Source organism: Natrarchaeobius halalkaliphilus (assembly GCF_003841485.1).
Taxonomy (GTDB): Archaea; Halobacteriota; Halobacteria; order Halobacteriales; family Natrialbaceae; genus Natrarchaeobius; species Natrarchaeobius halalkaliphilus.
On record NZ_REFY01000006.1, the window covers coordinates 145,995 to 169,847 of the forward strand.

30 protein-coding genes, 1 tRNA gene and 1 pseudogene are annotated in these 23,853 nt (G+C 58.4%); 13 read left to right on the top strand and 19 right to left on the bottom strand.

Annotated features, from left to right (window positions below; genetic code table 11):
- Positions 1-260: 260 nt before the first annotated feature.
- Together EA462_RS15230 and EA462_RS15235 are read right to left on the bottom strand one after the other, a co-directional pair.
- Positions 261-461 carry a HalOD1 output domain-containing protein gene (locus tag EA462_RS15230; protein WP_243641438.1) on the bottom strand — a complete coding sequence of 67 codons (201 nt, stop codon included), beginning with the start codon at positions 459-461 and terminating at the stop codon, positions 261-263.
- Positions 462-497: 36 nt separating this feature from the next.
- The gene (locus EA462_RS15235; protein ID WP_124179439.1) at positions 498-698 is read right to left on the bottom strand and encodes a hypothetical protein; all 201 of its coding nucleotides are present in this window, start codon (positions 696-698) and stop codon (positions 498-500) included.
- Positions 699-920: 222 nt separating this feature from the next.
- Between EA462_RS15235 and EA462_RS15240 the strand changes: the two genes are divergently transcribed.
- The 3 genes from EA462_RS15240 to EA462_RS15250 all read left to right on the top strand — a co-directional run bounded on the left by EA462_RS15240 (position 921) and on the right by EA462_RS15250 (position 2,655).
- Entirely contained in the window at positions 921-1,607 is a 687-nt protein-coding gene (locus EA462_RS15240) for a helix-turn-helix domain-containing protein (protein WP_124179440.1), read from the top strand.
- A gap of 124 nt (positions 1,608-1,731) precedes the next feature.
- A complete protein-coding gene (locus tag EA462_RS15245; protein ID WP_124179441.1) occupies positions 1,732-2,034 on the top strand; it encodes a DUF7344 domain-containing protein in 303 nt (100 codons plus the stop codon).
- Positions 2,035-2,262: 228 nt separating this feature from the next.
- Positions 2,263-2,655 carry a hypothetical protein gene (locus EA462_RS15250; RefSeq protein ID WP_124179442.1) on the top strand — a complete coding sequence of 131 codons (393 nt, stop codon included), beginning with the start codon at positions 2,263-2,265 and terminating at the stop codon, positions 2,653-2,655.
- A 22-nt stretch (positions 2,656-2,677) separates the two neighbouring features.
- On the opposite strand, the gene EA462_RS15255 is transcribed toward EA462_RS15250, so the two are convergent.
- Positions 2,678-3,502 carry an HNH endonuclease gene (locus EA462_RS15255; RefSeq protein WP_124179443.1) on the bottom strand — a complete coding sequence of 275 codons (825 nt, stop codon included), beginning with the start codon at positions 3,500-3,502 and terminating at the stop codon, positions 2,678-2,680.
- 81 nt (positions 3,503-3,583) lie between these two features.
- Here EA462_RS15255 and EA462_RS17405 point away from each other — a divergent pair.
- Positions 3,584-3,834 (top strand): annotated as a pseudogene (locus EA462_RS17405) (DUF7386 family protein).
- 48 nt (positions 3,835-3,882) lie between these two features.
- Here EA462_RS17405 and EA462_RS15260 read toward each other — a convergent pair.
- Positions 3,883-4,320, bottom strand: coding sequence for a type IV pilin (locus EA462_RS15260; protein WP_124179444.1), 438 nt, complete (start codon positions 4,318-4,320; stop codon positions 3,883-3,885).
- Positions 4,321-4,350: 30 nt separating this feature from the next.
- Positions 4,351-4,797, bottom strand: a complete 447-nt coding sequence (locus EA462_RS15265) for a type IV pilin (protein ID WP_124179445.1) — start codon at positions 4,795-4,797, stop codon at positions 4,351-4,353.
- Positions 4,798-5,127: 330 nt separating this feature from the next.
- Between EA462_RS15265 and EA462_RS15270 the strand changes: the two genes are divergently transcribed.
- Positions 5,128-5,922 carry a hypothetical protein gene (locus tag EA462_RS15270; protein ID WP_124179446.1) on the top strand — a complete coding sequence of 265 codons (795 nt, stop codon included), beginning with the start codon at positions 5,128-5,130 and terminating at the stop codon, positions 5,920-5,922.
- Between the two features lie 11 nt (positions 5,923-5,933).
- On the opposite strand, the gene EA462_RS15275 is transcribed toward EA462_RS15270, so the two are convergent.
- Complete coding sequence (locus EA462_RS15275) at positions 5,934-6,173, bottom strand: MarR family transcriptional regulator (protein ID WP_124179447.1); 240 nt, start codon at positions 6,171-6,173, stop codon at positions 5,934-5,936.
- Positions 6,174-6,924: 751 nt separating this feature from the next.
- On the opposite strand from EA462_RS15275, the gene EA462_RS15280 reads away from it, so the two are divergent.
- Positions 6,925-7,977 carry a tyrosine-type recombinase/integrase gene (locus tag EA462_RS15280; RefSeq protein WP_124179448.1) on the top strand — a complete coding sequence of 351 codons (1,053 nt, stop codon included), beginning with the start codon at positions 6,925-6,927 and terminating at the stop codon, positions 7,975-7,977.
- 1,093 nt (positions 7,978-9,070) lie between these two features.
- Entirely contained in the window at positions 9,071-9,274 is a 204-nt protein-coding gene (locus tag EA462_RS15285; protein ID WP_124179449.1) for a hypothetical protein, read from the top strand.
- A gap of 491 nt (positions 9,275-9,765) precedes the next feature.
- Here EA462_RS15285 and EA462_RS17410 read toward each other — a convergent pair whose 3' ends face one another.
- The 3 genes from EA462_RS17410 to EA462_RS15300 form a co-directional block, all read right to left on the bottom strand.
- Positions 9,766-9,906, bottom strand: coding sequence for a hypothetical protein (locus EA462_RS17410; RefSeq protein ID WP_165872103.1), 141 nt, complete (start codon positions 9,904-9,906; stop codon positions 9,766-9,768).
- Entirely contained in the window at positions 9,899-10,138 is a 240-nt protein-coding gene (locus tag EA462_RS15295; protein WP_124179450.1) for a DUF7563 family protein, read from the bottom strand. Before EA462_RS15295 ends, EA462_RS17410 begins: the two co-directional genes overlap by 8 nt.
- 168 nt (positions 10,139-10,306) lie before the next feature.
- A tRNA-Tyr gene (locus EA462_RS15300) sits at positions 10,307-10,380 on the bottom strand.
- A gap of 127 nt (positions 10,381-10,507) precedes the next feature.
- On the opposite strand from EA462_RS15300, the gene EA462_RS15305 reads away from it, so the two are divergent.
- The 3 genes from EA462_RS15305 (at position 10,508) to ftsZ (ending at position 12,672) form a co-directional block, all read left to right on the top strand.
- The gene (locus EA462_RS15305; protein WP_124179451.1) at positions 10,508-11,095 is read left to right on the top strand and encodes a double zinc ribbon domain-containing protein; all 588 of its coding nucleotides are present in this window, start codon (positions 10,508-10,510) and stop codon (positions 11,093-11,095) included.
- 207 nt (positions 11,096-11,302) lie between these two features.
- On the top strand, positions 11,303-11,482 hold the full coding sequence (locus tag EA462_RS15310) for a ribbon-helix-helix domain-containing protein (RefSeq protein WP_124179452.1): 180 nt from the start codon (positions 11,303-11,305) through the stop codon (positions 11,480-11,482).
- Positions 11,483-11,484: 2 nt separating this feature from the next.
- Complete coding sequence (gene ftsZ, locus EA462_RS15315; RefSeq protein ID WP_124179453.1) at positions 11,485-12,672, top strand: cell division protein FtsZ; 1,188 nt, start codon at positions 11,485-11,487, stop codon at positions 12,670-12,672.
- Between the two features lie 168 nt (positions 12,673-12,840).
- Here ftsZ and ncsA read toward each other — a convergent pair whose 3' ends face one another.
- Both ncsA and EA462_RS15325 read right to left on the bottom strand, forming a co-directional pair.
- Positions 12,841-13,800 carry a tRNA 2-thiolation protein NcsA gene (ncsA, locus tag EA462_RS15320; RefSeq protein WP_124179454.1) on the bottom strand — a complete coding sequence of 320 codons (960 nt, stop codon included), beginning with the start codon at positions 13,798-13,800 and terminating at the stop codon, positions 12,841-12,843.
- 62 nt (positions 13,801-13,862) lie between these two features.
- Positions 13,863-14,591: an alpha/beta fold hydrolase gene (locus EA462_RS15325; protein WP_124179455.1), complete on the bottom strand. Its 729-nt coding sequence runs from the start codon at positions 14,589-14,591 to the stop codon at positions 13,863-13,865.
- 113 nt (positions 14,592-14,704) lie between these two features.
- On the opposite strand from EA462_RS15325, the gene EA462_RS15330 reads away from it, so the two are divergent.
- Together EA462_RS15330 and EA462_RS15335 are read left to right on the top strand one after the other, a co-directional pair.
- Positions 14,705-15,178, top strand: coding sequence for a DUF4442 domain-containing protein (locus tag EA462_RS15330; RefSeq protein ID WP_124179456.1), 474 nt, complete (start codon positions 14,705-14,707; stop codon positions 15,176-15,178).
- Positions 15,179-15,240: 62 nt separating this feature from the next.
- The gene (locus tag EA462_RS15335; protein WP_124179457.1) at positions 15,241-15,957 is read left to right on the top strand and encodes a DUF7095 family protein; all 717 of its coding nucleotides are present in this window, start codon (positions 15,241-15,243) and stop codon (positions 15,955-15,957) included.
- A gap of 73 nt (positions 15,958-16,030) precedes the next feature.
- On the opposite strand, the gene EA462_RS15340 is transcribed toward EA462_RS15335, so the two are convergent.
- The 6 genes from EA462_RS15340 to EA462_RS15365 form a co-directional block, all read right to left on the bottom strand.
- Positions 16,031-17,188: an MFS transporter gene (locus EA462_RS15340; protein ID WP_124179458.1), complete on the bottom strand. Its 1,158-nt coding sequence runs from the start codon at positions 17,186-17,188 to the stop codon at positions 16,031-16,033.
- A gap of 104 nt (positions 17,189-17,292) precedes the next feature.
- Entirely contained in the window at positions 17,293-18,084 is a 792-nt protein-coding gene (locus EA462_RS15345) for an ABC transporter permease subunit (RefSeq protein WP_124179459.1), read from the bottom strand.
- Positions 18,077-19,105 (bottom strand): ABC transporter ATP-binding protein, encoded by a 1,029-nt coding sequence (locus EA462_RS15350; RefSeq protein WP_124179460.1) that lies wholly within the window; start codon positions 19,103-19,105, stop codon positions 18,077-18,079. The genes EA462_RS15345 and EA462_RS15350 overlap by 8 nt, the downstream gene beginning before the upstream one ends.
- A gap of 71 nt (positions 19,106-19,176) precedes the next feature.
- On the bottom strand, positions 19,177-19,974 hold the full coding sequence (locus tag EA462_RS15355; RefSeq protein ID WP_124179461.1) for a class I SAM-dependent methyltransferase: 798 nt from the start codon (positions 19,972-19,974) through the stop codon (positions 19,177-19,179).
- A 52-nt stretch (positions 19,975-20,026) separates the two neighbouring features.
- On the bottom strand, positions 20,027-20,896 hold the full coding sequence (locus EA462_RS15360; RefSeq protein ID WP_124179533.1) for a deoxyribonuclease IV: 870 nt from the start codon (positions 20,894-20,896) through the stop codon (positions 20,027-20,029).
- Between the two features lie 129 nt (positions 20,897-21,025).
- The gene (locus EA462_RS15365) at positions 21,026-21,868 is read right to left on the bottom strand and encodes a lipoate--protein ligase family protein (RefSeq protein WP_124179462.1); all 843 of its coding nucleotides are present in this window, start codon (positions 21,866-21,868) and stop codon (positions 21,026-21,028) included.
- A 167-nt stretch (positions 21,869-22,035) separates the two neighbouring features.
- On the opposite strand from EA462_RS15365, the gene EA462_RS15370 reads away from it, so the two are divergent.
- Positions 22,036-22,947, top strand: a complete 912-nt coding sequence (locus EA462_RS15370) for an RIO1 family regulatory kinase/ATPase domain-containing protein (RefSeq protein ID WP_124179463.1) — start codon at positions 22,036-22,038, stop codon at positions 22,945-22,947.
- Positions 22,948-23,139: 192 nt separating this feature from the next.
- Here the strand turns inward: EA462_RS15370 and EA462_RS15375 are convergent, their stop codons facing one another.
- Together EA462_RS15375 and EA462_RS15380 are read right to left on the bottom strand one after the other, a co-directional pair.
- Positions 23,140-23,487, bottom strand: a complete 348-nt coding sequence (locus tag EA462_RS15375; protein WP_243641440.1) for a DUF7521 family protein — start codon at positions 23,485-23,487, stop codon at positions 23,140-23,142.
- On the bottom strand, positions 23,484-23,831 hold the full coding sequence (locus tag EA462_RS15380; RefSeq protein ID WP_124179535.1) for a winged helix-turn-helix domain-containing protein: 348 nt from the start codon (positions 23,829-23,831) through the stop codon (positions 23,484-23,486). Before EA462_RS15380 ends, EA462_RS15375 begins: the two co-directional genes overlap by 4 nt.
- Between the last annotated feature and the right edge of the window lie 22 nt (positions 23,832-23,853).

Sequence of the window (23,853 nt, forward strand, 5' to 3'; positions counted from 1 at the left end):
GTTACCGGAGCAATCGTCGAATTCATTAGTATCTGTCAAAAGTTGCCTGCTGACTATAAAGGATATATCGCTCGGCATTTTCTTCAGAGTTAAACAGGTTGAAAATGCCAGGGAAGAGATAATATATGACATCCTTGACAGCAATGTAGATGAATTCTGCTACGAATCGAGGTCTAAATATAGCGGCTATTCCATCATCAGTGGTGGGCCAGCTGGGAGAACGGCTTTGCTACAGAACGAGCTTCGACTGTGCGACCGAGTCAGGAGTGTTCTTCGAGATGAATCGATTCATCGCCGTTGATGGTGACCATATAGCCGTCGTACGAGAACGTGACCGAAACTTCCGCGGCGGTACACAAAGCGTCAAGCGCGTCCGGATCGACAACGTCGTGCAGCGGTCGCAACTCCTTGACGGGGGTTCCCTTTCGCTGTGCGACAGCCATCACGACTGCAAAACTCACAGATTCAACTGACTCTATTGGAGCTGTACACACTGGTTATCCCTCTTCTTGATCGTCGTATCTGGCCAGTTCGATTATCTCCACTTCCCACTCGTGGATTGACCCTCGCGTTCGAAACTCCCAGGCACCGCGCACGTCCACATCAGCCTCGACGGCCTTCTCAACCACCTCGGCGAGGGCGGCCTCGAAGTCGTCGGCGTTGGTAATCGAACCGTCACCGGGTTGATCTCGTGTCATGATGGGTGGGCCACGATCCTCAACCCGAAGATATGGAAGCAAACCCACGACCACATCCACACAACTGGGTCACACTTCGCGCAGGGCGTTCGGTCCATCCTCACCAAGGGACGCCACACCCATATCTCTGCCGTTTTGCATGGTACACCATGCTATTTATTCAGAGGTGGTAGACCATGCTGCCCATCTTTACCCGTCTCGAACTCCAACGCCTAGCAAGGAATGGCAGTCATCGCACATCTTCGGATCCCGGCCGACTCGTTCGAACTCGGCCGGATACTCGAACTGGAAACAACCGGGACGATCGAACTCGAAAACATGGTCCCGCTGGGCGAGAAAGCCGTTCCGTTCTTCTCAGTGAGTGACGCAGTCCGAGAATCGTTCGAGCAAAACGTCGAGAATCACCCGTCGGTCGAACGAATCATAGAAGTAACACGCCACGACGACGAGCGCCTGTATTCGCTGGACTGGAGCGTCGGTCGCGATGTATTCTTACAGGGAGTTGTCGATCTCCAGGGACAACTCCTGAGTGCCACTGGAACGGTCAATACATGGGAGTTCGAGATCCGGTTTCCCACTCACGAGGCGCTCAGTGAGTTTCAGGAATACTGCTCGAACGCCCACATTTCCCTCGAAGTCGGACGCATCTACAATCCCGTCCGTCCGGGGACTGGCATGTGGTACGGGGTGACAGAAGCCCAGCGTGAAACGTTGATGAGCGCTGTTCAGGGCGGATACTACTCCATCCCGCGGCGAATGTCCACGCAGGATCTGGCCGATGACCTCGGGATCTCCGACCAGGCCGTCACAGAACGACTTCGCCGGGCGATCGAGACGCTCACCGAAAACACGCTCATCGCAATGGAAGAGGAACTCGCCGAGGAGTTCGAACAGCCCCAGGAATCGTGATTACCATAAAACCTCTCGAACCGGGTAAGGGGGCTCCTACACCGGGTGCTACTAAATGACTACCTTGGCCCACCATGCAGCGAAAGGAACCATTTGGGACACGTGTTGCCATGTGAGACTAAACATGGGGTTTGATGACATAACCGAGGCCCTCGGGGGTCGAGCGCGGCGGCAGGTACTTGTGGAACTCCAGGATCACAATCCAGTGGACCAACCAGAGGCGGTGACGAAGAATAGTGCGCAAGAGGACGAGGTACAGGAGTTACAACTCACTCACACGCATCTCCCAAAACTCGATGACATGGGCTACATCGTATGGGATAGGGACCACGGGACTATCATAAAGGGACCGAATTGGGAAGAGATCGAACCGGTGGTTCGATTACTCAGCGACAACAGGGACCAAATCCCCAACGACACGTTCTAACACTCTCAAAGATAACCATGTGTCTTCTGCTGAACCCGCGCTGTGTATCTTGTACGGCCGAACACATCATTCAAATTTGATAGAATTCACAGCGCTAACTACGCATTTGTAGTGTACGCTCATTATCCGAGATTCCCCTGTTATCGGATAAACCATCACCCAGCTAAAGAAACAGCAGATGGTTAGCGATCCTTACAAAATAAGGTGTGGCCCTCAGTATATCGGTTCATGGTGGATTTTACACTACAAATGCTGCAGTTCCTCGGGATCTTAATTCCAGTCCTGTTCGCTGCGGTGAGGCTCACACAGACATCCGTAGAAAATGATAACGAGGGGAAACTGCTCCCGGATTCGATCCGATATAGAACTGAGAAATTAGAGGAAGGGGCTGGCAAGATCTACCGTTATATCCCGTACTCCTCGCTACTCTTTCTTTGCACCTTGATTCCGTTTTCCGTGGCCGCACTCTTACTAACGGTTGACTTAGGCTATTACCTTGTCAACGATGAGGGCTCCACAGCATTGCCGTTGTTAGCAGTTGGACTACAAGCTTTCGGGATTTTGGGACTTACAGCCTTCCTAATACACAACACTCCGAGGAAAGCAGCTCATATTTTCTGACACACACTTACTTTGGCACCTCTCATTCAAACTCTGGTGTTTTCGATCTCTCGATGAGTTGTTGGTTGAAGTCATCACCATCTTGTCCGTGATGCACTCTCTGGTGACAGTTCGGACAGAGAGCAACGACGTTGTCTGGGTGATCCGGCCCACCGTCACTGCGACGATAGAGGTGATGTACCTCGAGAAACGGTTCCCCATCTTTCCCGATGAACGGAGCATGTTCTTCACAACCTTGGCACACTCCGTCAGCGACGCGAAGTGCGTACTCTTTGACTGCCTCCGAGCGTGGGTGCGTTGTTCGAGTTGTAGTCGTTGTTTTGCCTTCAGTTGACTCCGCCGCTGAAGTCCCGGCCGCTCGTTCGTGTAACGTCTCGAGATCGAGCTGGCCAAGGTCATAGGTCTCGATCTCGACGTTGTTGTCAACGGGTTCAAGCTCGAAGCAGATCGCCTTACGATAGTTGCCGTTCGTATCCTCGAGTCGCTGGGGGAACCAATCAGCGTATTCGAACTGACCGACGTAGGTGACGCTCCAGGCTTCCTCGTTGCTTTCGAAGAGGTGGATCTCCCGGCCGTCCTCGCGGTGGTCGCGGATCGCCTTGTTTCCCTGGGTCATCTCCATGTCCCCTTCCCGTCCTTCGCCGGTGTAAACGAATGTGTCGCCGCGGAATTCGTCAAGGTAGCCGTGTTCTTCGCCGGAATCGCCGGTGAAGATGAAGACGTACGGATGGTCTTTGCAGGGTGCGATCCCCCGGTATCGTGCCCCACCGTACTTTTCATGTAGCTTGACCCGATGGTACGTTTCCCCCTCCTCGAGTGCTGAAACAGCTGGAATGTCTTCGATCATCGGTTGGACCGCTCTGATAGAAATCGAGAGTCAATCAACGTGATATTTGTGGCTGGCTGGAACGTTGAAGGTGTGACCGAGATATCCGTGTTACTCGACAAGCTGATAGATAAACGCGAACGCAAACTCGAGTGCGCCAGTGAGATCGTCACCGCCGACGAGTACGACGACCCGCCGATGTCAGTCGTCATCGATGCGGCGTTAGAGAATTTGATCGAACACGAGCGAAATCTCGACACGCTCGAGGCGAGCTGGATCCAGAAACGATCCAGCGATTCAACACCTCGGTTGTCGGTCTTCGCTATCGGACCTCGGTCGTGAGTAAGTGGTGATAGCGAAACTCGTCAGTATCGTTTCGAAAAGGCAGAAAGAAGGAGAGATTAGCTAAAGTTGTAGTCTTCGCTGGTAATCAGCGTCTCTTGCTCACCAGCCACGCCGACCGCCACCACCGTCCCGTTTTCTCCGGCGGACTCAAGATCGTCTTTTCCGATTCGGACACTGTCGCCGGTCTCGAGTTCTCGGAGATCGTCTTCATCCAGGTTGTTCGGACTGCTGTCGTCGAGATTGTCGTAGGGATCGCCGGTGATGTTGATGTGATCGGCGTTCCCCAGTGTCGTCACTTGGACGTCGAGATACTGTGGATCATGTTGGACGGTGATCGAAACACCTGCTTGTACTTCTTCGTCGATGTCACTGCCGATGTCGAGAACCAGCCCCGCGACGACAGCCGCGAGAATTACGGTAATCGCAACGACGAGGATGACGCCGATGACAGGCGAAACGGCCCGATTACGGTATTGTAGCGAGTGGCTGGTCATGGGTTAAATAACCGGAATAAGATGGGATTATTAGAAGTCCCAGTCTTCGCTAGCCACGGAGGTTCGCGTTTCTGATTCCTCAATGACAGCGACAGCGGAGACCGTACCCGATTCGTTGATATCTTGAGGGGCCTTGTCGTGCTCAAGCGTCACCGTGTCTCCGACATCCATATTCGTCACGTTATCCTCGGTGCCATCCATACCATCGCCCCACTCACTACTACTCAAATCAACGTAATTCGAATTCCCGAGAGAGGTGATTTCAACACTCACTTCTTCAGCACTTTCATCGACATCGATCGAAACACCAGCCTGAGCTTCTTGTCCTACACTCCCACCGAGGTCGAGGACGAAGGCAGCAATCACGGCCGCGAGAATGACGGTTATGGCGACCATGAGTATAACCCCTATGACTGGTGACACTGCTCGTTCCTGCTCTTCTCCCACGAGTTTGCGTTGTATTAGTTTTGCATCCATGTGTATACAGCACCCTAACGGTCAGAAGGGTTTTGCTGTGTGACGTGTATGGATAACACGTCGCGCTAGGGGATGGGGGATCCAACCACAACCCGGCGCGTCTTTCTGCCGTCGATTTTGGTGCTGGTAGTTACCAGTGGTTTCAGGGTATATAAAATCACTTGATAGTGTGTTTTTCGACAAAATCAACTCTGCACGATCGGTTTCAGATGTGATAATCAAGGCTCTCCAGACGGCTTACAGCATCCGATTGAAGCGACTCAGTACGTCGGTTTCCGATCACATTCGAATTATCGCCATCCCTTTGCTAATTCGATCTCAAGGTCGCCTATGACCAATCCTCCTGCGGTCTTGAACGAAAAAACACTTGCCGCCACGTACGACGGCGGGTACCACGAAAACTCGTGGGAGGTCGTCAAGCAGTATCGCAAAGCGATAAAATACGCGTCGAAGCACAACGCCGGGTCGTCCGCAACCGCTAGCGCTCTCGAGATTCCGCGGGGCCGACTGCGCACCTGGATCGACGGCGACGGTAAACCTGATCCAGTCCGCGGGATTGAGACCGCACGTGATTATGGCTGGCTCGAATGTTCGTACGAGGACTCTGTCTTTGCCGGTCTAAACGTTCTTGTTGCGAACGTGTTTTCAGGTGGATCGATAGCAGAGCAATATTATCAACCCAGTTTCGCACTCAACCATCGGAAAGAGGACTCACACGTATTCGATGCTTTCGAACTTGCTGGAATCGAGTGCGAAATCATCGACGATCGCGGGGACCACGGCGACGAAGTTCGTCCGGCGGAACACGGCACGGTCCTCGGTCGCACGCTCTCGTCACTCGGTGCGCCTGTTGGGTCGAAGTCGAATCATCACCTCGAGTTGCCCGAGTACCTCGGCGGTGCACCCGAGACGGTTCGTGAGAGGTTTGTCTACGCGTATCTCGAGAACCGAGCCATCAAACACGATAAAAAGCAGACACTCACGGTCAGGGAAGATCGAAACCGGGCCTATCTGAACGCGCTCGCGGATTTGATCGACGACGTCGCCGGAGGAGGGGTGAGTTTACAGGAACGTGACATCGTCATTTCTGCCGATGCATCACGTTTGCTCGGAACGGTACGATAATAGCCGTTGAATTACTCGTCTCGTTCCAAGTCCGCAGCCTCGAGATCTCCCTCGAGGTAGGCCTGACCGCGGTCGGTGATTTTGTAGAGCCCTTCGTCCACACGTTCGACGAGCCCAGCATCTAGGAGATGGCCGAGTCGCGTACTTAGGTAGTGACGTGAATAATCCGTATTTGCCGAGAGAATACGAGGCGAAAGGATTAGACCGCTATCCGAGAGGGTTTCGAGGACTCTATCGTCTGCTTGTGTCATCCACGACACCCTCGGCCTTCGCATACTGGTACATCCTGCACCTCCATTTTAGGAATACTGATTGGCTCGTTCTAAAGGCACGTACGTTATTTCTTAGAATAACGTATGGTCGGTTAATTATAAGTAGGTAGAATGTTTTCGTGCGAGTAACGGACGCCAGACGGACCCGCCGCTGCCCGGTCGGGTCCTCGAAAGAACGCGGACCCGGTGTTGTGGCACCGGCCCGCCTGGCCTCCGTAACCACGCTACGGACGCATGATAGACTGCACCCTGCGGGGAATTAAGTTCCCCGCTCGAGCGGACGTACAGACCGCCAGCCACGTTTCCGGAAACAGTTTCGGAAATAGCCAATTCGAACGTCTCGAGGCCCGAGCCGTCGGGTTTCTACACGGTATCGAGTTATCGGAAGAATCGGAAACACCCCCGTCGAAACTAAGTGACAGTAGTAACGACAGTACAGACGACCAACGGACAGCGGCCGCACGCGCCTGGTGGTCCAACACGATGGCGCGCGCGGTGAGTCCGTGGTCCCACGGAAATGAGACCATGAACACAGTCACACGCATCGCTGGTAAGCGTATCGCAACCTGTGAATATGCCGATATCGGCCGCTTGACACGGAGGGTCGGCCGATGAGGCGCTACGAGTTTTACACGCCGGAAGACCCGCCCGAGCTCGTCGTGGCCGAGCGCGCCGAGGCGATCGCCGCCGATCTCGAGCGAATCGCTGACGCGCTCGAGGAGGGAGACTGATGAGCGACACTCTCGATCCGATTCCACCGGCTGAAGCTGCCGAGATGTATCATCACGCCATGCGTGACGAGCATGCAGCGGCGACAAGGAAAAGCTCCAGGCACCGATTACAGTCGTTCGTTCAGTTTTGCGAAGAAAAAGAGATCGAGAACCTGAACAACGTCTCCGGCCGGGACCTGTACCGATACCGTATTTGGAGGCGGGAAGGCCACGGAGAGGGTCGTGAACCGATTAAGCTGGTCACGCTGAAGGGGCAACTCGCGACCCTTCGTAGTTTCCTCCAATTCGCCGCGAACATCGACGCTGTACGACCGTCCCTGTACGAACAGGTGACGCTACCGACGATGAAACACGGGGAGGATGTCTCCGATTCCACGCTCGAAGTCGATCGGGCGATCGGCATCCTCGAGTACCTTGAGCACGCGGAGCCCGCCTCTCGAGAACATATCATCTTGCTACTGCTCTGGCGAACGGGAGCTCGTACCGGAGCGATTCGGGGGTTAGATCTCCGTGATCTAGACCTCGAAGGGGCTCACCCGAAAGTCAAGGGGCCGGCAATACGGTTCGTACACCGACCTGAAAGCGGTACACCGCTGAAAAATCAGGAAGACGGAACTCGGTGGAATCGGATCAGTGAGATGACGGCGAAATATCTCGAGAACTATCTCGAGTATCATCGCCACGACGTAACCGACGATCACGGTCGAAAACCGGTAATCACGACTCGGTACGGCCGTCCGGCAGGGAATACGATTCGGAAGACGCTGTACAAGATCACTCGCCCTTGCTGGCGCGGAGAGTCCTGCCCGCACGATCGGGACGTGGCCGAGTGCGAGGCAACGTACATTGATCAAGCGAGTAAGTGCCCATCGTCGAGGTCGCCCCATGACGTGCGGAGCGGCCGGGTCACGTACTACCGAAGTGAGGATGTCCCCCGCCGAGTCGTGCAGGATCGGCTCAATGCCAGCGAGGATATTCTGGACCGACACTACGACCGCCGCACAGACCGCAAGCAGGCCCAACAGCGCAGTAACTACCTTCCTGACCTATGAAATTCATGAACGAAAAGCAACAGAAATCGCTATCCGCATCACTAATGCCCATCGTGCCCGTACCGGAACTGTCGGTTTAGTTGTCCTATCGAAACTGCGGCTACGCTCGTGTTACCGACAAAACCCGACACTTTTTCGTTCATCACTACCTCTGAAAATAAAGATCCCGTTCAGCAACTGAACGTTTCCCTTGCTCACTTTCGATCTTCGTTTACCTATCCTGTACGTCTCCGCACGCTCTTTTTCGCCGGATCCTAACCGGATGACAGTGTCGCGGCGTCGATGGCAACGAGCTGGCACGCGTACCCGTCGTTCGAACGGTCAGCGTGCGAACCGTCGGAACCGGGTGACCAGCGTTCTCTCGCTCTGAATACGCTAGAAGCGTTTAAGCTCCGAGACCTTCGATATTGCTGCAGCGGGGGATGGTAGATGGAAGAAGCGACTCAACAAGAAGTAAACGAAGCGATTCGAGAACTCGAGCGCAACGACGATTCCGAGGAGATCATCATCGCTGATGAGTAATCGTCGTCAGAGGGTTCCCAGAATAGAGTAGCTACTACACGTCGCCACACACCTGATCGGGGGAACGACTGTCCGATGGGTGTGTAATTCGTTATCGTTTTGATCATGGATGCCATCCGTCTGTAAGCTTCGTTTGGGAGAATTCCGGCCGGATCGTGAACGAACCAAGTCCAGAAACCGGAGGATTACTAATGAAATCGTTGTTCTTAATAGGGTGTGCAAACGAGTTGGCAGTGACCCTGCGGTTGGCTTTCAACCATACATTGAACCATCCGAGGGTCACTGTCGTGGCATGGAAGCCAGATGCACACCCTGGCTTCCCACTACTCATCGTGATGTCGGGTACAGAGGATCGCCAGTCGCAGTACTTCCACTCCTCGAGTTTGTTCCCGCTCGATCGGGGAATGTCTCCTGATCAGGATCAAAGATCCCCGCGCTGCATTGTCCTATCTTCTTTAGGCGAGAGAATGCGCTCACGTTCGTCGGTCAGTTTGAGGCTGGTTCGTCGGGACATGGTTTAACTGGGCGTATGCATAGTGGTCGAATCCAGACGCTTGATTTCACCAATCCAATGTCATACGTTGATAACACACAGCTGATCGGACCGGACTGGAAACGACTCGCAACCCGGCTCACTGTCGGCGCTATCGCCGGTATCATGCTCGTGGACGTGATAGCCGTCGCGATGGTCGGCCTGGGCGCAGCTGCCGAAGAACAGTTCACGGACAACGTGAGCGTTGAGAGCAACGACGACCCGCTCGAGTTCTCAGATTGAGAAAACGAACGATCAGGGTCCGGTTGTAGTGAGTAATTGTCGAATTCGATTCGCGTTATCAGATGCTCACTGGTGTGAACGCCAACACCGTTATTCGCCCCCAGCCCGTGGTATTGGTAATGCCCTCTATGAGACCAACCTTTGAGCGTTCGCCAACTCGAAAAGCGACGCTCTACTGCTTCAACTGCGGTCACAAAAGCATCCTCAGCGGAGACTGGATTGTCCGAACGCACGGCGAATGTATCGATTACGAATGTCCCGAATGTAGGACGAGAATAGCAACCCGACCGACCAGAACTGATTCGGTCGCAGATAGCAATGGGGGACTTTGCTACTCCCCAGGCGATTGATACGGTTTGCTGTGACTTTTTACCGGAGCGACCGCAGGACGGCTCGCGGTCGCTCCGGTAACGACTTACAGTAGACCGTATGAGTTGCCGACTTGCTGTTCCGGGGCGAGTTTTCGGAATTGGTCAGTACCGCTCGAGGATTCACCGCTCACGAGACTCACCCCCGTTCTCGAGCGCTTCCCGAACCTCGGCGTCGGTCGCCTGGCGGGCCGGATGGACGGTGGGCGTCCCCCTCGAGACGTCGTACAGTACGCTCGCGCGGACGAACGACGGCTTACGCATCCGGCACATCTCCGTGTCGGCCCGGCGACGTCTCTGGATCCGGAATCGGAACCTCGAGTCCTGCGGCAGAGCCTCGGCTCAGTCGGCAGTAGGTATCGCACTCGCCGCAACGGTGGGCGCGGTCGCGATCGTCACCGAACACTCGAGCGAACTGGTTGGTAACGTGGGCTCCACAGTGACGACCGGTCGACGTCTCGACCGACGCCCAGGGAATGGAACTCACGCCGACCACCCCGAATTTCGACTACAAAAACCGCCAGAGGACGGCGTCCCCCAACTGGTTTCAAGCTCACACCCACATTTTCGGTCTAATCTCGAGGACGCGCCCCTCCGGGTAGAGGGACTGAAACGGGTGTAAACGCCGTTATCTGGTTCGACTACGAAACGGCAGGAAACTGGATCCGCCCTCCCCGATTTGAACGGGGGACAAGTCGATCTACAGTCGACTGCTCTACCAGTCTGAGCTAAGGGCGGTCTCAACAAAACGTAGGCCATGTAGGAGACATAAGGGTTGTTATTTCACCCGACGACGTCCGTATGACAACCGTCGGAGGGAGGAATGATTGATATAGGATGACTGTTAACATAGTGGTATCAGCAGATGAGCAAGATCACGTTCCGAGCCGATGACGACCTCATCGAGGAACTCGAGTCACTCGAGATTTCCAAGAGCGAGGCGATGCGCGAGGCGCTCCGTTCGTATCTCGGTGAGCCGACCCAGGTCGATTCCGGAACGGAACGTGAGGCGAACGAGACGGCGATCGATGACCTCGTTCGTGATCGAGTCGACGAGCTACTGACTGAACGGCTCGAAACACGGACCTCTCCTCACCGTGTGCGCTCGCGGACGTCCGAACGCCACGATCTCAACCTGTCGATCTCCTTCGAGGGGGTCGAGGGGGCGTCGGTCGAGCCTTCGAAGACGCGAACCGGATCGGTCGACGCCGAGTACGAATCCGAGGCCGTTACTCGGGATCGGACCGGTTCTTCGGAGCAGAACAGAGAACGAACGCAGTGTGGACAGTGTGGTGAACACGTCGACGACGATCACGTTTACTGTCCAAACTGTGGCGAGAAGGCCTCACGACGGCTGTTCTGTGAGTGCGGTGACGAACTCCGGTCGGACTGGTCGTTCTGTCCGAGCTGTGGCCGTCGGACGCCGGCCGCTGACGTTCTCGAGTCGGGGTAATCAGCGACCGAGAGTTTCGTAAGACACTGACGGTCATGACCGGCGATAGTTTTATTACCTATGCAAGTATTTCGTTTACTCGCGTAAGACGGTTGTCTTACAGATGGCATGAATTGCCGAAAACGCCCGAAACAGGGCGTGTAACCTGTAAGACACTGCGTGTCAGACAGGGGCGCGCGCCGTCTTACCCAAACGGGGAATACAACAATGGAGCGTGTGACACTGCGAATTCCGAAACAGCAGATCGAGGAGGTTGAGCAACTGGTCGACTCCGGCGAGTTTCCGAATCGGAGCGAGGCGATCCGATCGGCCGTCCGAGAGATGATCAACGAACAGTACGACGGGCAGACGGACCAGACCAGCAAACGCAGCTGGGCAAAGGTGTAACGATGCAGGATATTGTACAAGACGCTCTTGAGAACGCCGAACAGGAAGCCCGCGAGATGGATGCCGACATGGACGACGACGAGTTCGGTGATCCTCGAATCGTCATCGTCGGTTGTGGCGGAGCCGGAAACAACACGATCAACCGACTGTACAACATCGGTGTCGACGGCGCTGATACAGTCGCGGTCAACACCGACAAGCAACATCTCACGATGATCGAAGCCGACACGAAGATTCTCGTCGGCAAGTCGCTCACGAACGGACTCGGTGCTGGCGGCGATCCGTCGATGGGCGAGCGAGCCACGGAGATGGCACAGAGTACCGTCAAGGAGGTTCTCGGTGATGCTGACCTCGTCTTCGTGACCGCCGGTATGGGTGGCGGAACCGGTACCGGTGCCGCACCCGTCGTCTCGAAGATCGCGAAAGAGCAGGGGGCGATCGTCGTCGGAATGGTCTCGACGCCGTTCAACGTCGAGCGCGCCCGGACGGTCAAAGCCGAGGAGGGACTCGAAAAGCTCCGCGAACAGGCTGACTCGATCATCGTCCTCGACAACAATCGGCTACTCGATTACGTCCCGAACCTCCCGATCGGCAAGGCGTTCTCGGTGATGGATCAGATCATCGCCGAGACCGTCAAGGGAATCTCTGAGACGATAACCCAGCCCTCTCTCATCAATCTGGACTACGCGGACATGTCCACGATCATGAATCAGGGCGGCGTCGCGGTGATGCTCGTCGGTGAGACTCAAGACAAGAACAAGACCAACGAAGTCGTCAAGGATGCGATGAACCATCCGCTACTCGACGTCGACTATCGTGGTGCGTCCGGTGGTCTCGTCCACATTACCGGTGGACCGGATCTGACGCTCAAGGAGGCAGAGGGCATTGCCGACAACATCACGGAGCGCCTCGAGGCCTCCGCGAACGTCATCTGGGGCGCACGCATTCAGGAGAACTACAAGGGCAAGGTCCGCGTGATGGCGATCATGACCGGCGTCCAGAGTGCGCAGGTACTCGGTCCGACGACGCAGAAACAGGCCGACAAGTCGCGTGCGAGTATCGAGGGTGTCAACGAGTCAAACTTCGATGCGAGTAACAACGTCGAACACTCCCGGTCCGGCCACGGCGCACAGAGCGATGGCGGGCGCGAGGAACTCGAGAAACAGAACGGCGTCGACGTTATCCGATAACGCACGACTCAGACTGCGACTCGACAGCACCGTCTCGAATCACGACTTCTACCGACCGTCAGTTCGACGCTACTCACGAGCGTATCGGTTACCCGCTGTCGACGAGCCGCTCAAACTGTAGTGTAAGACACGTCGTACAACGCGGCTCGATCGAGTCGAACGACCCAGTCAGACGAGCGACTCGAGCAGCGAACACTTCCGACAGATTTCGCGCGTTGTGGTCGACCCGCACTCGATACACTCCCTGAGATCGGCACCGTCGTCGCCGCTGTATTCCTCCGAGACGATCCCCGCCAGTTCCTCGTAGCCCGAAATGATGGAGTGGCGCGTGCCGGGATGATTCTCCTCGAGCTGGTAGAGGAGTTGCTGGATTTCGCCGCGGTAGGCCTCGCTCGAGTGGGGACACTCAGTGATGTGTGCGGGGAGGTCGTCGAGGTGGGCGTAGAGAGCGACTTCCTTCTCGGGGACGTCACGCAGTGGCTTCGCTCGCGGAACGAACTCGTCCTGTTCGTCTCGCTCCGAGAGCGGCCCGAGGCTCGCGTCGAAGTGTTTCGCGATCTGGGCGACGTCACCCTCGAGGACGTTCATCAACGCGGTCTGGGCCTCGTCGTCGAGGTTGTGACCGGTCAATAAGAGGTCGGCCTCGAGGTCCTCGGCGTAGCGCGAGAGAAGGTCGCGCCGAAAGACGCCGCAGTAGGCACAGGCGGCCATGTTTTCGGGATCGTCCTCCACGACGTCGTCCATTCGGACGCCGAACTCGGATTCGTAGCTGACGACCTCGTGGCGGATCCCGAGGTCGTCGGTGAGCTCGACGCAGGCCTCCAGGCTCTTATCGCGGTAGCCCTCGATCCCTTCGTGGATCGTCAACCCGACGAGTTCGATGCGGGGGTCTTCAGCGAACGTGTCGTGGAGGATCTGCGTGAGTACGACGCTGTCTTTGCCACCCGAGAGACCGATCACCCAGATCTGTGGGTCTTCGGGCGTCGGATCGCCCGAGACGAGGTCGTCCCGACGTACTCGGCGACGTATCCGTTTCGTGACCGACTCGCGGAAGTGATCCGCACAGAGGTGTGCCCCGGAGTAGGCGGCGTGCATGACCGCTTCCTCGCCACACCGATTGCAGTCCATCGGCCGGTCGTTGTCGGCGCGCACCCATCACGGTTTCGTCTCCGGACCCACTCGACTCCGTCTCAGTCCTCGAGTGGGACGACCGTCCGTTGTTCGGCGGCGTCGGAACCGTTCTCGAGGGCGTCCAGTACCAGGTCGACGTACCAGTCCCGGCGCGCGGACGAGAACAGTTCGTGGCCGCCGTCGTAGAGGACGACGTGTTCGGACGGAACGCGCTCTCCGATCGGCCGGAGATCCGAGATCGGGTCCCGAAGCGAACAGAACACCACCGCGTCGTGGTCGATGGTCAACAGCTCCTGGTGGGCGTGACGCGTCTCCCGGACGAACGCCGGCGACACCCACCGCGGCATCGTCGCGATCTGATGATCGGTCGCCCGTTCACCCAGATGCGTCTCGTTCAACTCACCGACCGGGAGACACGGCACCGTCGTCGGAAGCGTTGCCACCGCGTCCAGCACCATCGGGTCGGGGAATTTGCTGCCGTATCCCCACCAGGGACTCAGGTAGACGTGGTTGTCCGCACCGTCGAGGGCCTGCCCGATAAGCGCACCCGCGCTGTGGCCAAGTAACTGGTATCCCTCGAGATCCAGGACGTACTCTGCGACGGGCTCGAGCCAGTCGGCTTTGAAGTCCTCGACGTTCGTGGGGAGTTCGAACGCGTGGACGCGGTAGCCGGATTCGGTTAGCTTCCCGAGGAGCCAGCTGACGTTCTCGTGGGTCCAGCGGTTGCCCCAGCCCATGACGAACACCAGTTCTTCGTCGCCGTCCTCGTTGAAAACGCGGTGTCTCATAGGATTCCGTTCGGTGCGAACCGATAAAAAACATGATCTCTCGACGGCGTCAACTCTCGGCCACGGGCCGAGCGTTTGCCAATGCTTTCCGTCCGTCGGATCGACTGCATCGTATGCTCGCATCCCTTCGGGCGCGTCTCTCTCGGCTCGCGTTCAATCTGTTTCCCGCCTACCGCGGAACCGGCGGCCGCGTCACGTACGTTGCACCCGACTGGCGGGAGGTTCGCGTGAAGCTCCCGCTGAACTGGCGGACCCGGAACTACGTGGGAACCACTTTCGGCGGCAGTATGTACGCCGCTCTCGACCCGTTCTACGTGATGATGCTGCTCAAAAACCTCGGAGACGGCTACGTTGTCTGGGACAAAGAGGCCGAGATCAGGTTCAAGCGACCCGGCCGACAGACGCTGTACGCGAGGTTTACGATCACTGGCGAAGAGATCGCGGCGATCCGAGCCGAACTCGAGCGGGACGGGACCGAGTCGGTCGACCGACACTACACGGTCGACCTCGTCGACGCGGACGGTGTGGTTCACGCGACCGTTCGAAAGACGGTCTACGTGGCGACCGACGAGTCGAAGGCGGCCTGATCGAGACGACCGGATCGTCGACACTGCAAACGGTTTTGCGCCTCGAGCACCCAGTCTCGACAATGAGTGGATTTGACCGCGCCGAGGCGGTCGATCGCCTCGAGGCGCTCGTCGGTACCGTCGAGAACGATCGACTCCCCGTTCCGGTCCGCGAGGTCTGGGCCTTTGGCGACGTCGCGCTCGGGCTCGACCCCGTCGACCGCCTCGATATCTACCTGACGAAGGACATCCTGTTGCGAGACGACAGCCAGACCGTCGATGGCGACGGACGGGACGGGATGGCTGGCGGAGAGGAAGGGGGAACGTCCCCCGAAGCACGGTTTCGATCGTCCCACGGAATCGAGGGCGTCGGCAAGTCTGTCCGAGCTGACTGGGCAGTCGAGTATCCCGAGCATCTGCGGGCCAACGCGAACGGGCACGCCGCACCCGAGAAGTGTCTCGCCGCACACCTGCTCGGAGAGATCGATGACGAACCCATCCACCTCGAGGTCTGTAACGCCCCCTTCGAGGACAACGTCACCCAGCGCCTCCGCGGGGCGAAACGACGTGAGGATTACACCCAGTTGCTCGACCCGCGCGGCGTCTGCCTCTGGGTCGACGGCACCCGGAGCGACGAGGCGTTCCGAAAGCTTCGTGAGAGCGACCTCGCACTGCCGACGCTTTCTGACGCCCTCGAGATGCTCGGACTGGACGGCGAGGAGGCGACGGACGCCGCTCGAACGCTTCATGCCTGGCGCGACGATCAGGAGGGCGTGACGGTCCGCGGCGACGTCGTCTGATCGCCACGCTCGAGATTCCTGCTGTCTGTGGGTGCGTTCGTCAGGACGGATCACTCGCTAACGTATCGGGTGCTTAGCTCGGCAGCCGTCCCGATCGCTCGATGAGGGCGAGGACGACGACCGAAGACGCGAGAAAGAGAGCGGCGCTCGCGAACACCCAGTCGTAGGTGTACCCTCCTTCGATGAAGAGGCCGACGACGGACGATCCGAGCGCCTGCGTGAGCATCCAGACGGAGCTAAAGACGGCGTAGGCGCTTGCACGCGTCGAGTCCGGAAGCGTATCGAGGAGATACGTATCGACGGCCGGGAACAGGGCGTGGATGACGAATCCGACGACCGCAGACAGCACGATCAGCGCGATCAGTCCCTCGACCAGCGTCAGTGCGAAGAGACAGAGGGAGAACGCGGCGACGATTCCGAGCAGGTACGGAACGTGTGGAAGCGTGTCGGCAAGGTCGCCGCCCACGTAAAACGCGGGAACGCCGGCGACGAACACGATCGTGAGCATCGTCCCTGCGGCACCGCTCGAGAGCCCTTTCGATTGCATGTACAGTTCGTAAAAGTTGAACACGCCCTGCCAGACGAACACTGTCGTCCCGACGAGGACGAGCGCGGTTACGATGAGACGCCACTCCGAGAGCGCGCCCGAGACGAAGTCCCGGTCGGATCGACCGGCTTCGGGCATCTCGGTCCGCCTCGTGACGATCCAGGTGTAGACAGTTACTGCGGTCGCTCCGGCGGCGATCGTCCATATCGAGAGCCGCCAGTCGACAACGAGTGTGAGCGCGACGAGCGGCGCGGCGATCACCGCCGCCATCTGACTTGCTCCGCCGTGGATTCCCATGACGTGTCCGACGCGGTCCGGATACAGTTCACTCAACAGCGGATTCGCGGAGACGAAGTAGACTCCTGAGGCGATTCCCATGAAGAACGCCCCAACCATCAGGTGACCGACCGTCGTGGCGGTCGCAGTGAATCCGGACGAGACCGCGAGAATCGTACCGGCACCGATCACGACGTGGTGTCTCGGGACTTTCGTCAGGAGCCAGCCGGTGGGAAGCCGAAGCGACGCGCTTCCGATCCACACGAGCGTCACGATAAGTCCGGCAGTCGCCTCCCCGATCCCGAATTCCGCGATGAACACGTCCAGAAGCGGTGCGAAGACGATCCTGGCGAGGTTGAGAAAAAACACGAGTCCACAGAGGGAACCGAAGAGCCGAGCGCGGGTCACGGTCGACGTTCCAACCAGACGATATCAAACGTTCCGGAACAGGAAGTCGACCGGGTGTTCCGAACGAGCCGGGCCGAAACGCCGCCCGCGCTTTCAGCCTGAACTCACACGTCCCGCCGATCGAACCACGCGACGCTCACGGCGACCAGAACCACGGTCATCACGACCAGAACGCCGACGTTTCCGAGGTCGTACGTACTATTTAGAAGGATCTCGTTGGGATCGTAATAGCGCATCGGAGCGATCGTTCCGACCGCGTCGTACTCGGTGTCGACGAGCAACGACTCGAGCATGAACAGGCCGAACGTAACTCCGAGCGCGGCTCGCTGGGCAATGCTCGTCCGGTCGACGGCGACTGACGCCGCGAGACCGATCGAGGCACAGGCGAAGAGGTAGGGTACCGAGAGCGCGTGGACTGCCACCACGTCGACGGCCGAGAGGGGCTCGTCGACCAGTTCCGCACTGACGTAGACCACGATCGGCGTGAGAACGTTGACGACGACGATCGGCACTCCGAGCGCGAGGAACTTCTCGAGGACGGTTCGATTCCGGGAGATCGGCATCGAAAGCAGAATGTCCATGCGGCCGCGTTCGATGTCGTCTGCGATCGCCCCCGCCGCGAGGTAGGCGAGGTACAGTCCGAGCAGGATCGTCCAGCCGAAGATGTAGAGTTCGAACGCGAGAAAACCCTCGAGCGTCGCCATCGTCTGGACATCGAACAGCTGAATGACTTCGTCTGGATAGGCCTGGAGGAGTTCCTCGTCGACGTCGTCGAACGAGTCGCTGAAGGAGGGATAGATCCAGATGACGACGACCGCGAGCACGGACATCGCGATCGCGAGATAGACGCTTCCTCGCAGGCGATTCCGTCCGTCGTAGCGGGCGATCTCAAGCATCGTCGCCGTCCCCATAAAATCGCAGTAAGACGGACTCGAGCGGTGCCTCCTCGATCGTCAGATCGACCAGTTCGGTCCCCGAGAGAACCGCGAGCAACTCATCGACCGGGCCCGTAAAGGTGAACGTATACTCGCGGAAGGTCTCTGGACGATCGGACTCTCCGACCGCCCCGATCGATTTGTTTCCCGAATCATCCGGTCCGCTCGTCGGGTCGCTCTGTGCGTCCGTCGTAGCAGTTCGCCCGCCGCCGGGATCGTGCGTCCTGTTTCCGGCACCGACCTCGAGATCGTGAACGCCCTCGAGATCGCGATCGAAGGTCGCGCGCGGGATCGGGTCGGCGGTGACGAGGCGAACGACCTTGCCGCTTCGATCCACCAGCGCGTCGATGGGTTCGACCGTGACGACCCTTCCCGAACGGATGATTCCAACGCGGTCACAGAGGCGACGAACCTCACCGAGGATGTGCGAGGAGAAAAACAGCGTTCGGCCTCGATCGCGCTCTCCTCGAACGAATTCAGCGAACCGTTGTTTCATCAGCGGGTCGAGCCCACCCGTCGGCTCGTCCAAGATCACCAGCTCCGGGTCGTGCATGAACGCCGTCACGAGGCCGAGTTTACGAACGTTTCCGTGGGAGTACTCCCGGATCGGCCGCTCGAGGGGCGGATCGAACAGGTCGAGCAGCTTCTCGCTTCGCTCGTCGCCTTTGATCCCGGCGTGGAGTTCGAGGATCTCGCGTCCAGTTGCGGATTCGTCGAACTGGGGATCGTCGGGGAGGTACCCGATCCGGCGCTTGGCCTCGATGAGCGCCCGTTCGTCGGTGATGTCCGCACCTAGAACGCGGGCGCTGCCGTCCGTCGGCGAGATGAGACCGAGCAGCATTCGAATCGTGGTCGTCTTCCCGGCCCCGTTCGGCCCGAGATAGCCGAATATTTCTCCTCGCTCGACCGCAAAGGAGATCGAATCGTTGGCACGCACCCCGCCGTAGTGTTTGGTAAGTCCCTCGAGTTCGACCGCGGCCATACCCCCCTTTCGACGGCGACCGTCATGTAAGCCGGCGATCGTTCTCTCGCCGTGCAGCCGTCTACGCCGCGCTAAGGAATCTGTCCGACGGTCACGAAAAACGGCACCGCCTCCTCCCGTCGATACGTCCGCGCTTCCATCTGGTCGATCACGTCCCGCCCCATCTCGCGCCAGGCGCCCCGAAGTTCGTCGTACTCCACCTCGGTCTGGCCTCCCGCGAGCATCGTCTCGCGGTCGTCGGCCAACCCCGAGCCGGTGGCCTTTCGGCGGGCCGCGAGCAAGGCGGCATCGCTGTAGGGAGGCTCAACCGTCCGAACGTGGTCGTACCGTCGCGTCTCGAGTTCGTCGAGTCCGGCCGATTCGAAGGCGCTTCGTGCGTTTGAACCCAGTGAGACGTCCGTTCCGACGCCGTCGAGGTAGGCATTCCTCGCTCGCTTTTCGAGCGCACGCTCGCTGGTAACGCTCGAGTCGACTTCGACGGCGGCGTTGTTCGGCTCGACGGCCGCCACCCGGTCGCTCGAGACGCGAGCGAACTCGGCCAGTGCGGCCGCGGGATCGGGCAGGTTGATCAACAGCGCCTGACAGACGACGAGGTCGAAGCTGTCGTCTGCGAACGGAAGCCGGTGGGCGTCGCCGGCGACGACCGAAACGCGCTCGCTCGCAGCCCCGAGCAACGTCGGATCGGCGTCGCAACCGACCACCTCGGCGTTCGATTCCGCGTCGAGAACCCGGCTCAACTCGCCGGTCCCACAGCCGACGTCGAGGATCCGGTTGCAGGACTCGAGCGCCAACGGCTCGAGAGCCGCTCTCGAGTCGTCCCACATGCCGTCACGCGTCCGCTCGAGGTAGGATTCGGAGAACTCCCGCACGAACCGCCGTTCGTGGCTCTCGAGTAAAAACGGGTCGATTCCAGACGGGTGGTTACGTCTCGCGGAGTTCGAGTACCTTCTCGATGTTCCAGGCGAAGCCACGCCCGTCTTCGGTTGGCGTCTCGAGTGCGAACGGCAGATCCCGAAGACCGGGATGGTTGACGATCGCGCGCATTCCGTCCGCACCGATGTAGCCCTCTCCGATGTGGGCGTGTTCGTCTTTGTGGGTTCCGACGTCGTGTTTCGAGTCGTTGAGGTGGATGTACTCCAGATACTCGAGACCGATCTCGTCGTCGAACCGTCCGACCGTCTCGTCGACCGCGTCTGGGGTCGTCAGATCGTTCCCCGCAACCAGTGTGTGGGCGGTGTCGATGCAGATTCCGATATCCGTCTCGGTCCGGTCGATGATTCCGGCGAGATGTGAGAACTCGCCGCCGAGTTTGGTTCCGCTTCCGGCGTCCGATTCGACGAGGATCCGAACGTCGTCCGGAACCTCGAGGTCGTCGATCACGCTCGCGGCGTTGTCGAGACCGCCCTCGACGCCCGCTCCCGTGTGTGCTCCCAGGTGGACGTTGACGTACGGGACTCCGAGTTTCTCGGCGGCGTCGAGTTCCGCCTGCATGCTCTCGAGTGACTTTCGACGGAGGTCGTCTTTCGGCGTACAGAGATTAACCAGGTACGCGGAGTGGATCACCCACGGTCCCTCGAGTTTCTCGGCGGTCTCGGTCCGAAAGCCCGTCGCAGCCTCGTCGCTGATCTCGGGTTGAGCCCAGACCTGCGGAGAGGTCGTAAATATCTGCCCGCAGTTGCCGCCGAAGGCCAGTTGACGGTGGATGGCGTTCCGAACGTCGTCGTACGGCGGCGTCTCGTCGTCAGAAGAAACGCGCGAGCCGGAAATCGATACGTGTGCGCCGACCTTCATGGTCATGAATCCCCGTCAGTACCCGTCCGTGATAGGTATACCGGAGCGAGGCGAGCGGCGACTCGCTGTTTGACCGCTGTCGGTCGGCGCCGCCGACCCGGACCTCGACCGGCAGGATCGCGCCACCGGTTAGCTGTTCTCGCCGTCAGCCTCGAGTACCGTTCGGTCTCGTACCCACGCGTCCTCGCCGTACTTTCGGCCCGCCAGTTCCCGAGCGGCCTCGAGTTCACCGTCTCGCCACGATCCTTCCGACGCGTCACACCACTCACCAAGGGTGTCCGCGAGGGTCTCGACCGCCTCGTTGCGGTCGATGCCGACCTCGTCGCGAACGCTCGTCACGCGATCGGAGAACGTCGTCGGCTCGAGGTCGCCCTCGAAGACGCCGACGTGACGCTCGGGTGCACGGTCGTAGTTCAGCGATCCGTGCTGGATGACCACGTCCCGTCGTCGGTACTGTGCGTTGCCGCTTAGCTTTCCGGCGTCCGTGCCCGCACTGGCGGGCGCGACGATGTCGTGTGCCGGATTGATATCTCTGAGATAACACGACGGCTGATAGATCGACGGCTGTTCGGCGTTCGCGAAGTCCGCCTCGATACCCATCCGCTCGAGTGCGCTCAGAATTGGCTCACAAAAGAGCGCGTAACACTCCATCAGATCGCCGGGAACCTCCGATGCCGGCGCGACGATCGAATACGAGATGTCGGCGTGACGGTCGTGATAGATTCCGCCGCCGCCCGTCTGCCTGCGCGTGACGCCGATTTCCTCGTGCTCGCAGTACTTCCAGTCGACGGTCTCTGCGTCCTGTCTGTACCCGAGCGAAAGCGTACTCGGCTCCCACGAGTACACCCGAACCGTTCGAACGTCGTCTTCGAGGGCCGTTTCGGCGGCGATTTCCTCGAGGGCCATCTGTGTTTCCCCCTCCCGTGGATCGTCCCGTATCAGTCGCCAGCGTTCGTCCGCGAGATCGGTCATACGCGTTCGTTGGTTCTGGTGGATTATATTCCGTCGGTATCTCTCGTCTCGAGCGCACCGATTTCATATAGCTAAATACCATTTATTTGGGGGCGTTCGGACGCACTCACCTCTCGAGTGAAGGCCGTGACACGACGTTTTTACGTCCTCGAGGGCTATCGAGGGCCATGGTGCGGAACGTTGCCGGCTTACTGTCGGAACTCGAGGAGGAGGACTTCTATCTCCTGTCGGGCGTCGAACAGGGGATGCGCTTTTCGGAGTGGGTCCAGCGCGAGAAGATACCGAAGTTCTCGCGGTTGACCGACGAGGAGGTCGACTACCGCCTCGAACGATGTCTCAAACGAGGGTTGATCGAGAAAAAGACCATCCAGTACGAGGGCTACACCCTGCAGTTCGAGGGCTACGATACGCTCGCGCTGCGCGCGTTCGTCGAGCGAGAGACGATCTCCGAGTTCGGATCCCCGCTTGGCGTCGGCAAGGAAAGCGACGTCTACGAAGTTCGGTCGTACAAACCGTTCGCCCTGAAGTACCACCGCGAGGGGTACACCAACTTCCGCGAAGTCCACAAAGAGCGGGATTACACATCGGACAACGACCACGTCTCCTGGATGTACACCGCACGAAAGGCAGCCGAACGCGAGTACGACGTTCTCGAGACGCTGTATCCCGACGTCGCCGTCCCCCAGCCGATCGATCAGAACCGCCACGCGATCGTCATGGAGAAGATGAACGGCGTCGAGCTCTCGCGAACGAAACTCGAGGACGATCAGATCCTGGGAGTTCTCGACCTCGTACTGAACGAGATCGCGCGCGCACACGAGCGCGGATACGTCCACGCCGACATGAGCGAGTACAACGTCTTCGTCGACGAGGACGGAGTGACCGTCTTCGACTGGCCACAGTCCGTCCCAACCGACCACGAAAACGCCGACGGGTTTCTCCACCGCGATCTCGAGAACCTCCTGGGATACTTCCGACGCAAGTATCCTCGAGCGGTCCCCGAGGATATCGAGACGGAGGAGGTTGTAGACTCGATCGCTACGGACTCGTTGGAGCCGATCGCGAAACGTCAGGCATAAACTAATCCCCGCTATATTGAACTGCGGCCGTTGTGCAGAGATTCCGCGTTTGAATTTCTACAAACCAACAACTCAGCAACACTTCTCCCCAATGTCGAGCTATCAGAACTTTAGGAGGGGCGGCACAATCCCGGAGAATGGTTTACAGCGTTGGAAAAAATCAGCCGATCAGTAGGTGTGCGAACTGAACACTCACTTAGATTTGCTAGGCTTGATAAGCAAGGAGTAGAGCAGAGTACAAATCCCGGTTATTTCGCTCACTCGTGTCGCTAGTGGAAGATAAAAGGTATACACGCGGGGAGCAAGATCGACCATCTGTCCAAGTGAGTTAACCCCGATTGAGAGCGTCATGGGGACAACAGTGATGAGGCCGAGACCACAGGCTAGGTACAGCATCCGGACGCTGCTGTTTCGCTGGTATCCCCTATAGGCGTGGAACACAATGAACAGCGCTAATCCGAGGGCGATAAGCGATGCAGATAGCAGTAGCAAATAATCGGACGGCAGCTGTGTATCGGTCGCCTGGATCACGGACATCATAATCCCTCCCACATATCAGTGAAGCGGTCAGCGAGATCGCCAGTTGCCTTCTCTGAGACCGTTATCTTGAATCCATCATCAGTGAGACGAACGGTAAGTTCATCCAACCGTGCTTCGTACAGACTATAGTGAGTTCCATCGGGTTGTGCGACGCGCCGTTCAGCGAGAAGTCCGCATTCGACTAGTCGTTCTGTCCGCCGGTAGACCGTGGAGATTGAGATATCACATATTTCGCTAATTTCTTTGGCCGACATTGCATTGTTCCGTGTCTGTTGGAGGATTACCTGCGCGTACTGATCGTCAAGGAGAGCGAGTATTTCATCTGCGTCCGCTTCATCGGTCACGCCTATACTCTCCTCGGCTGTG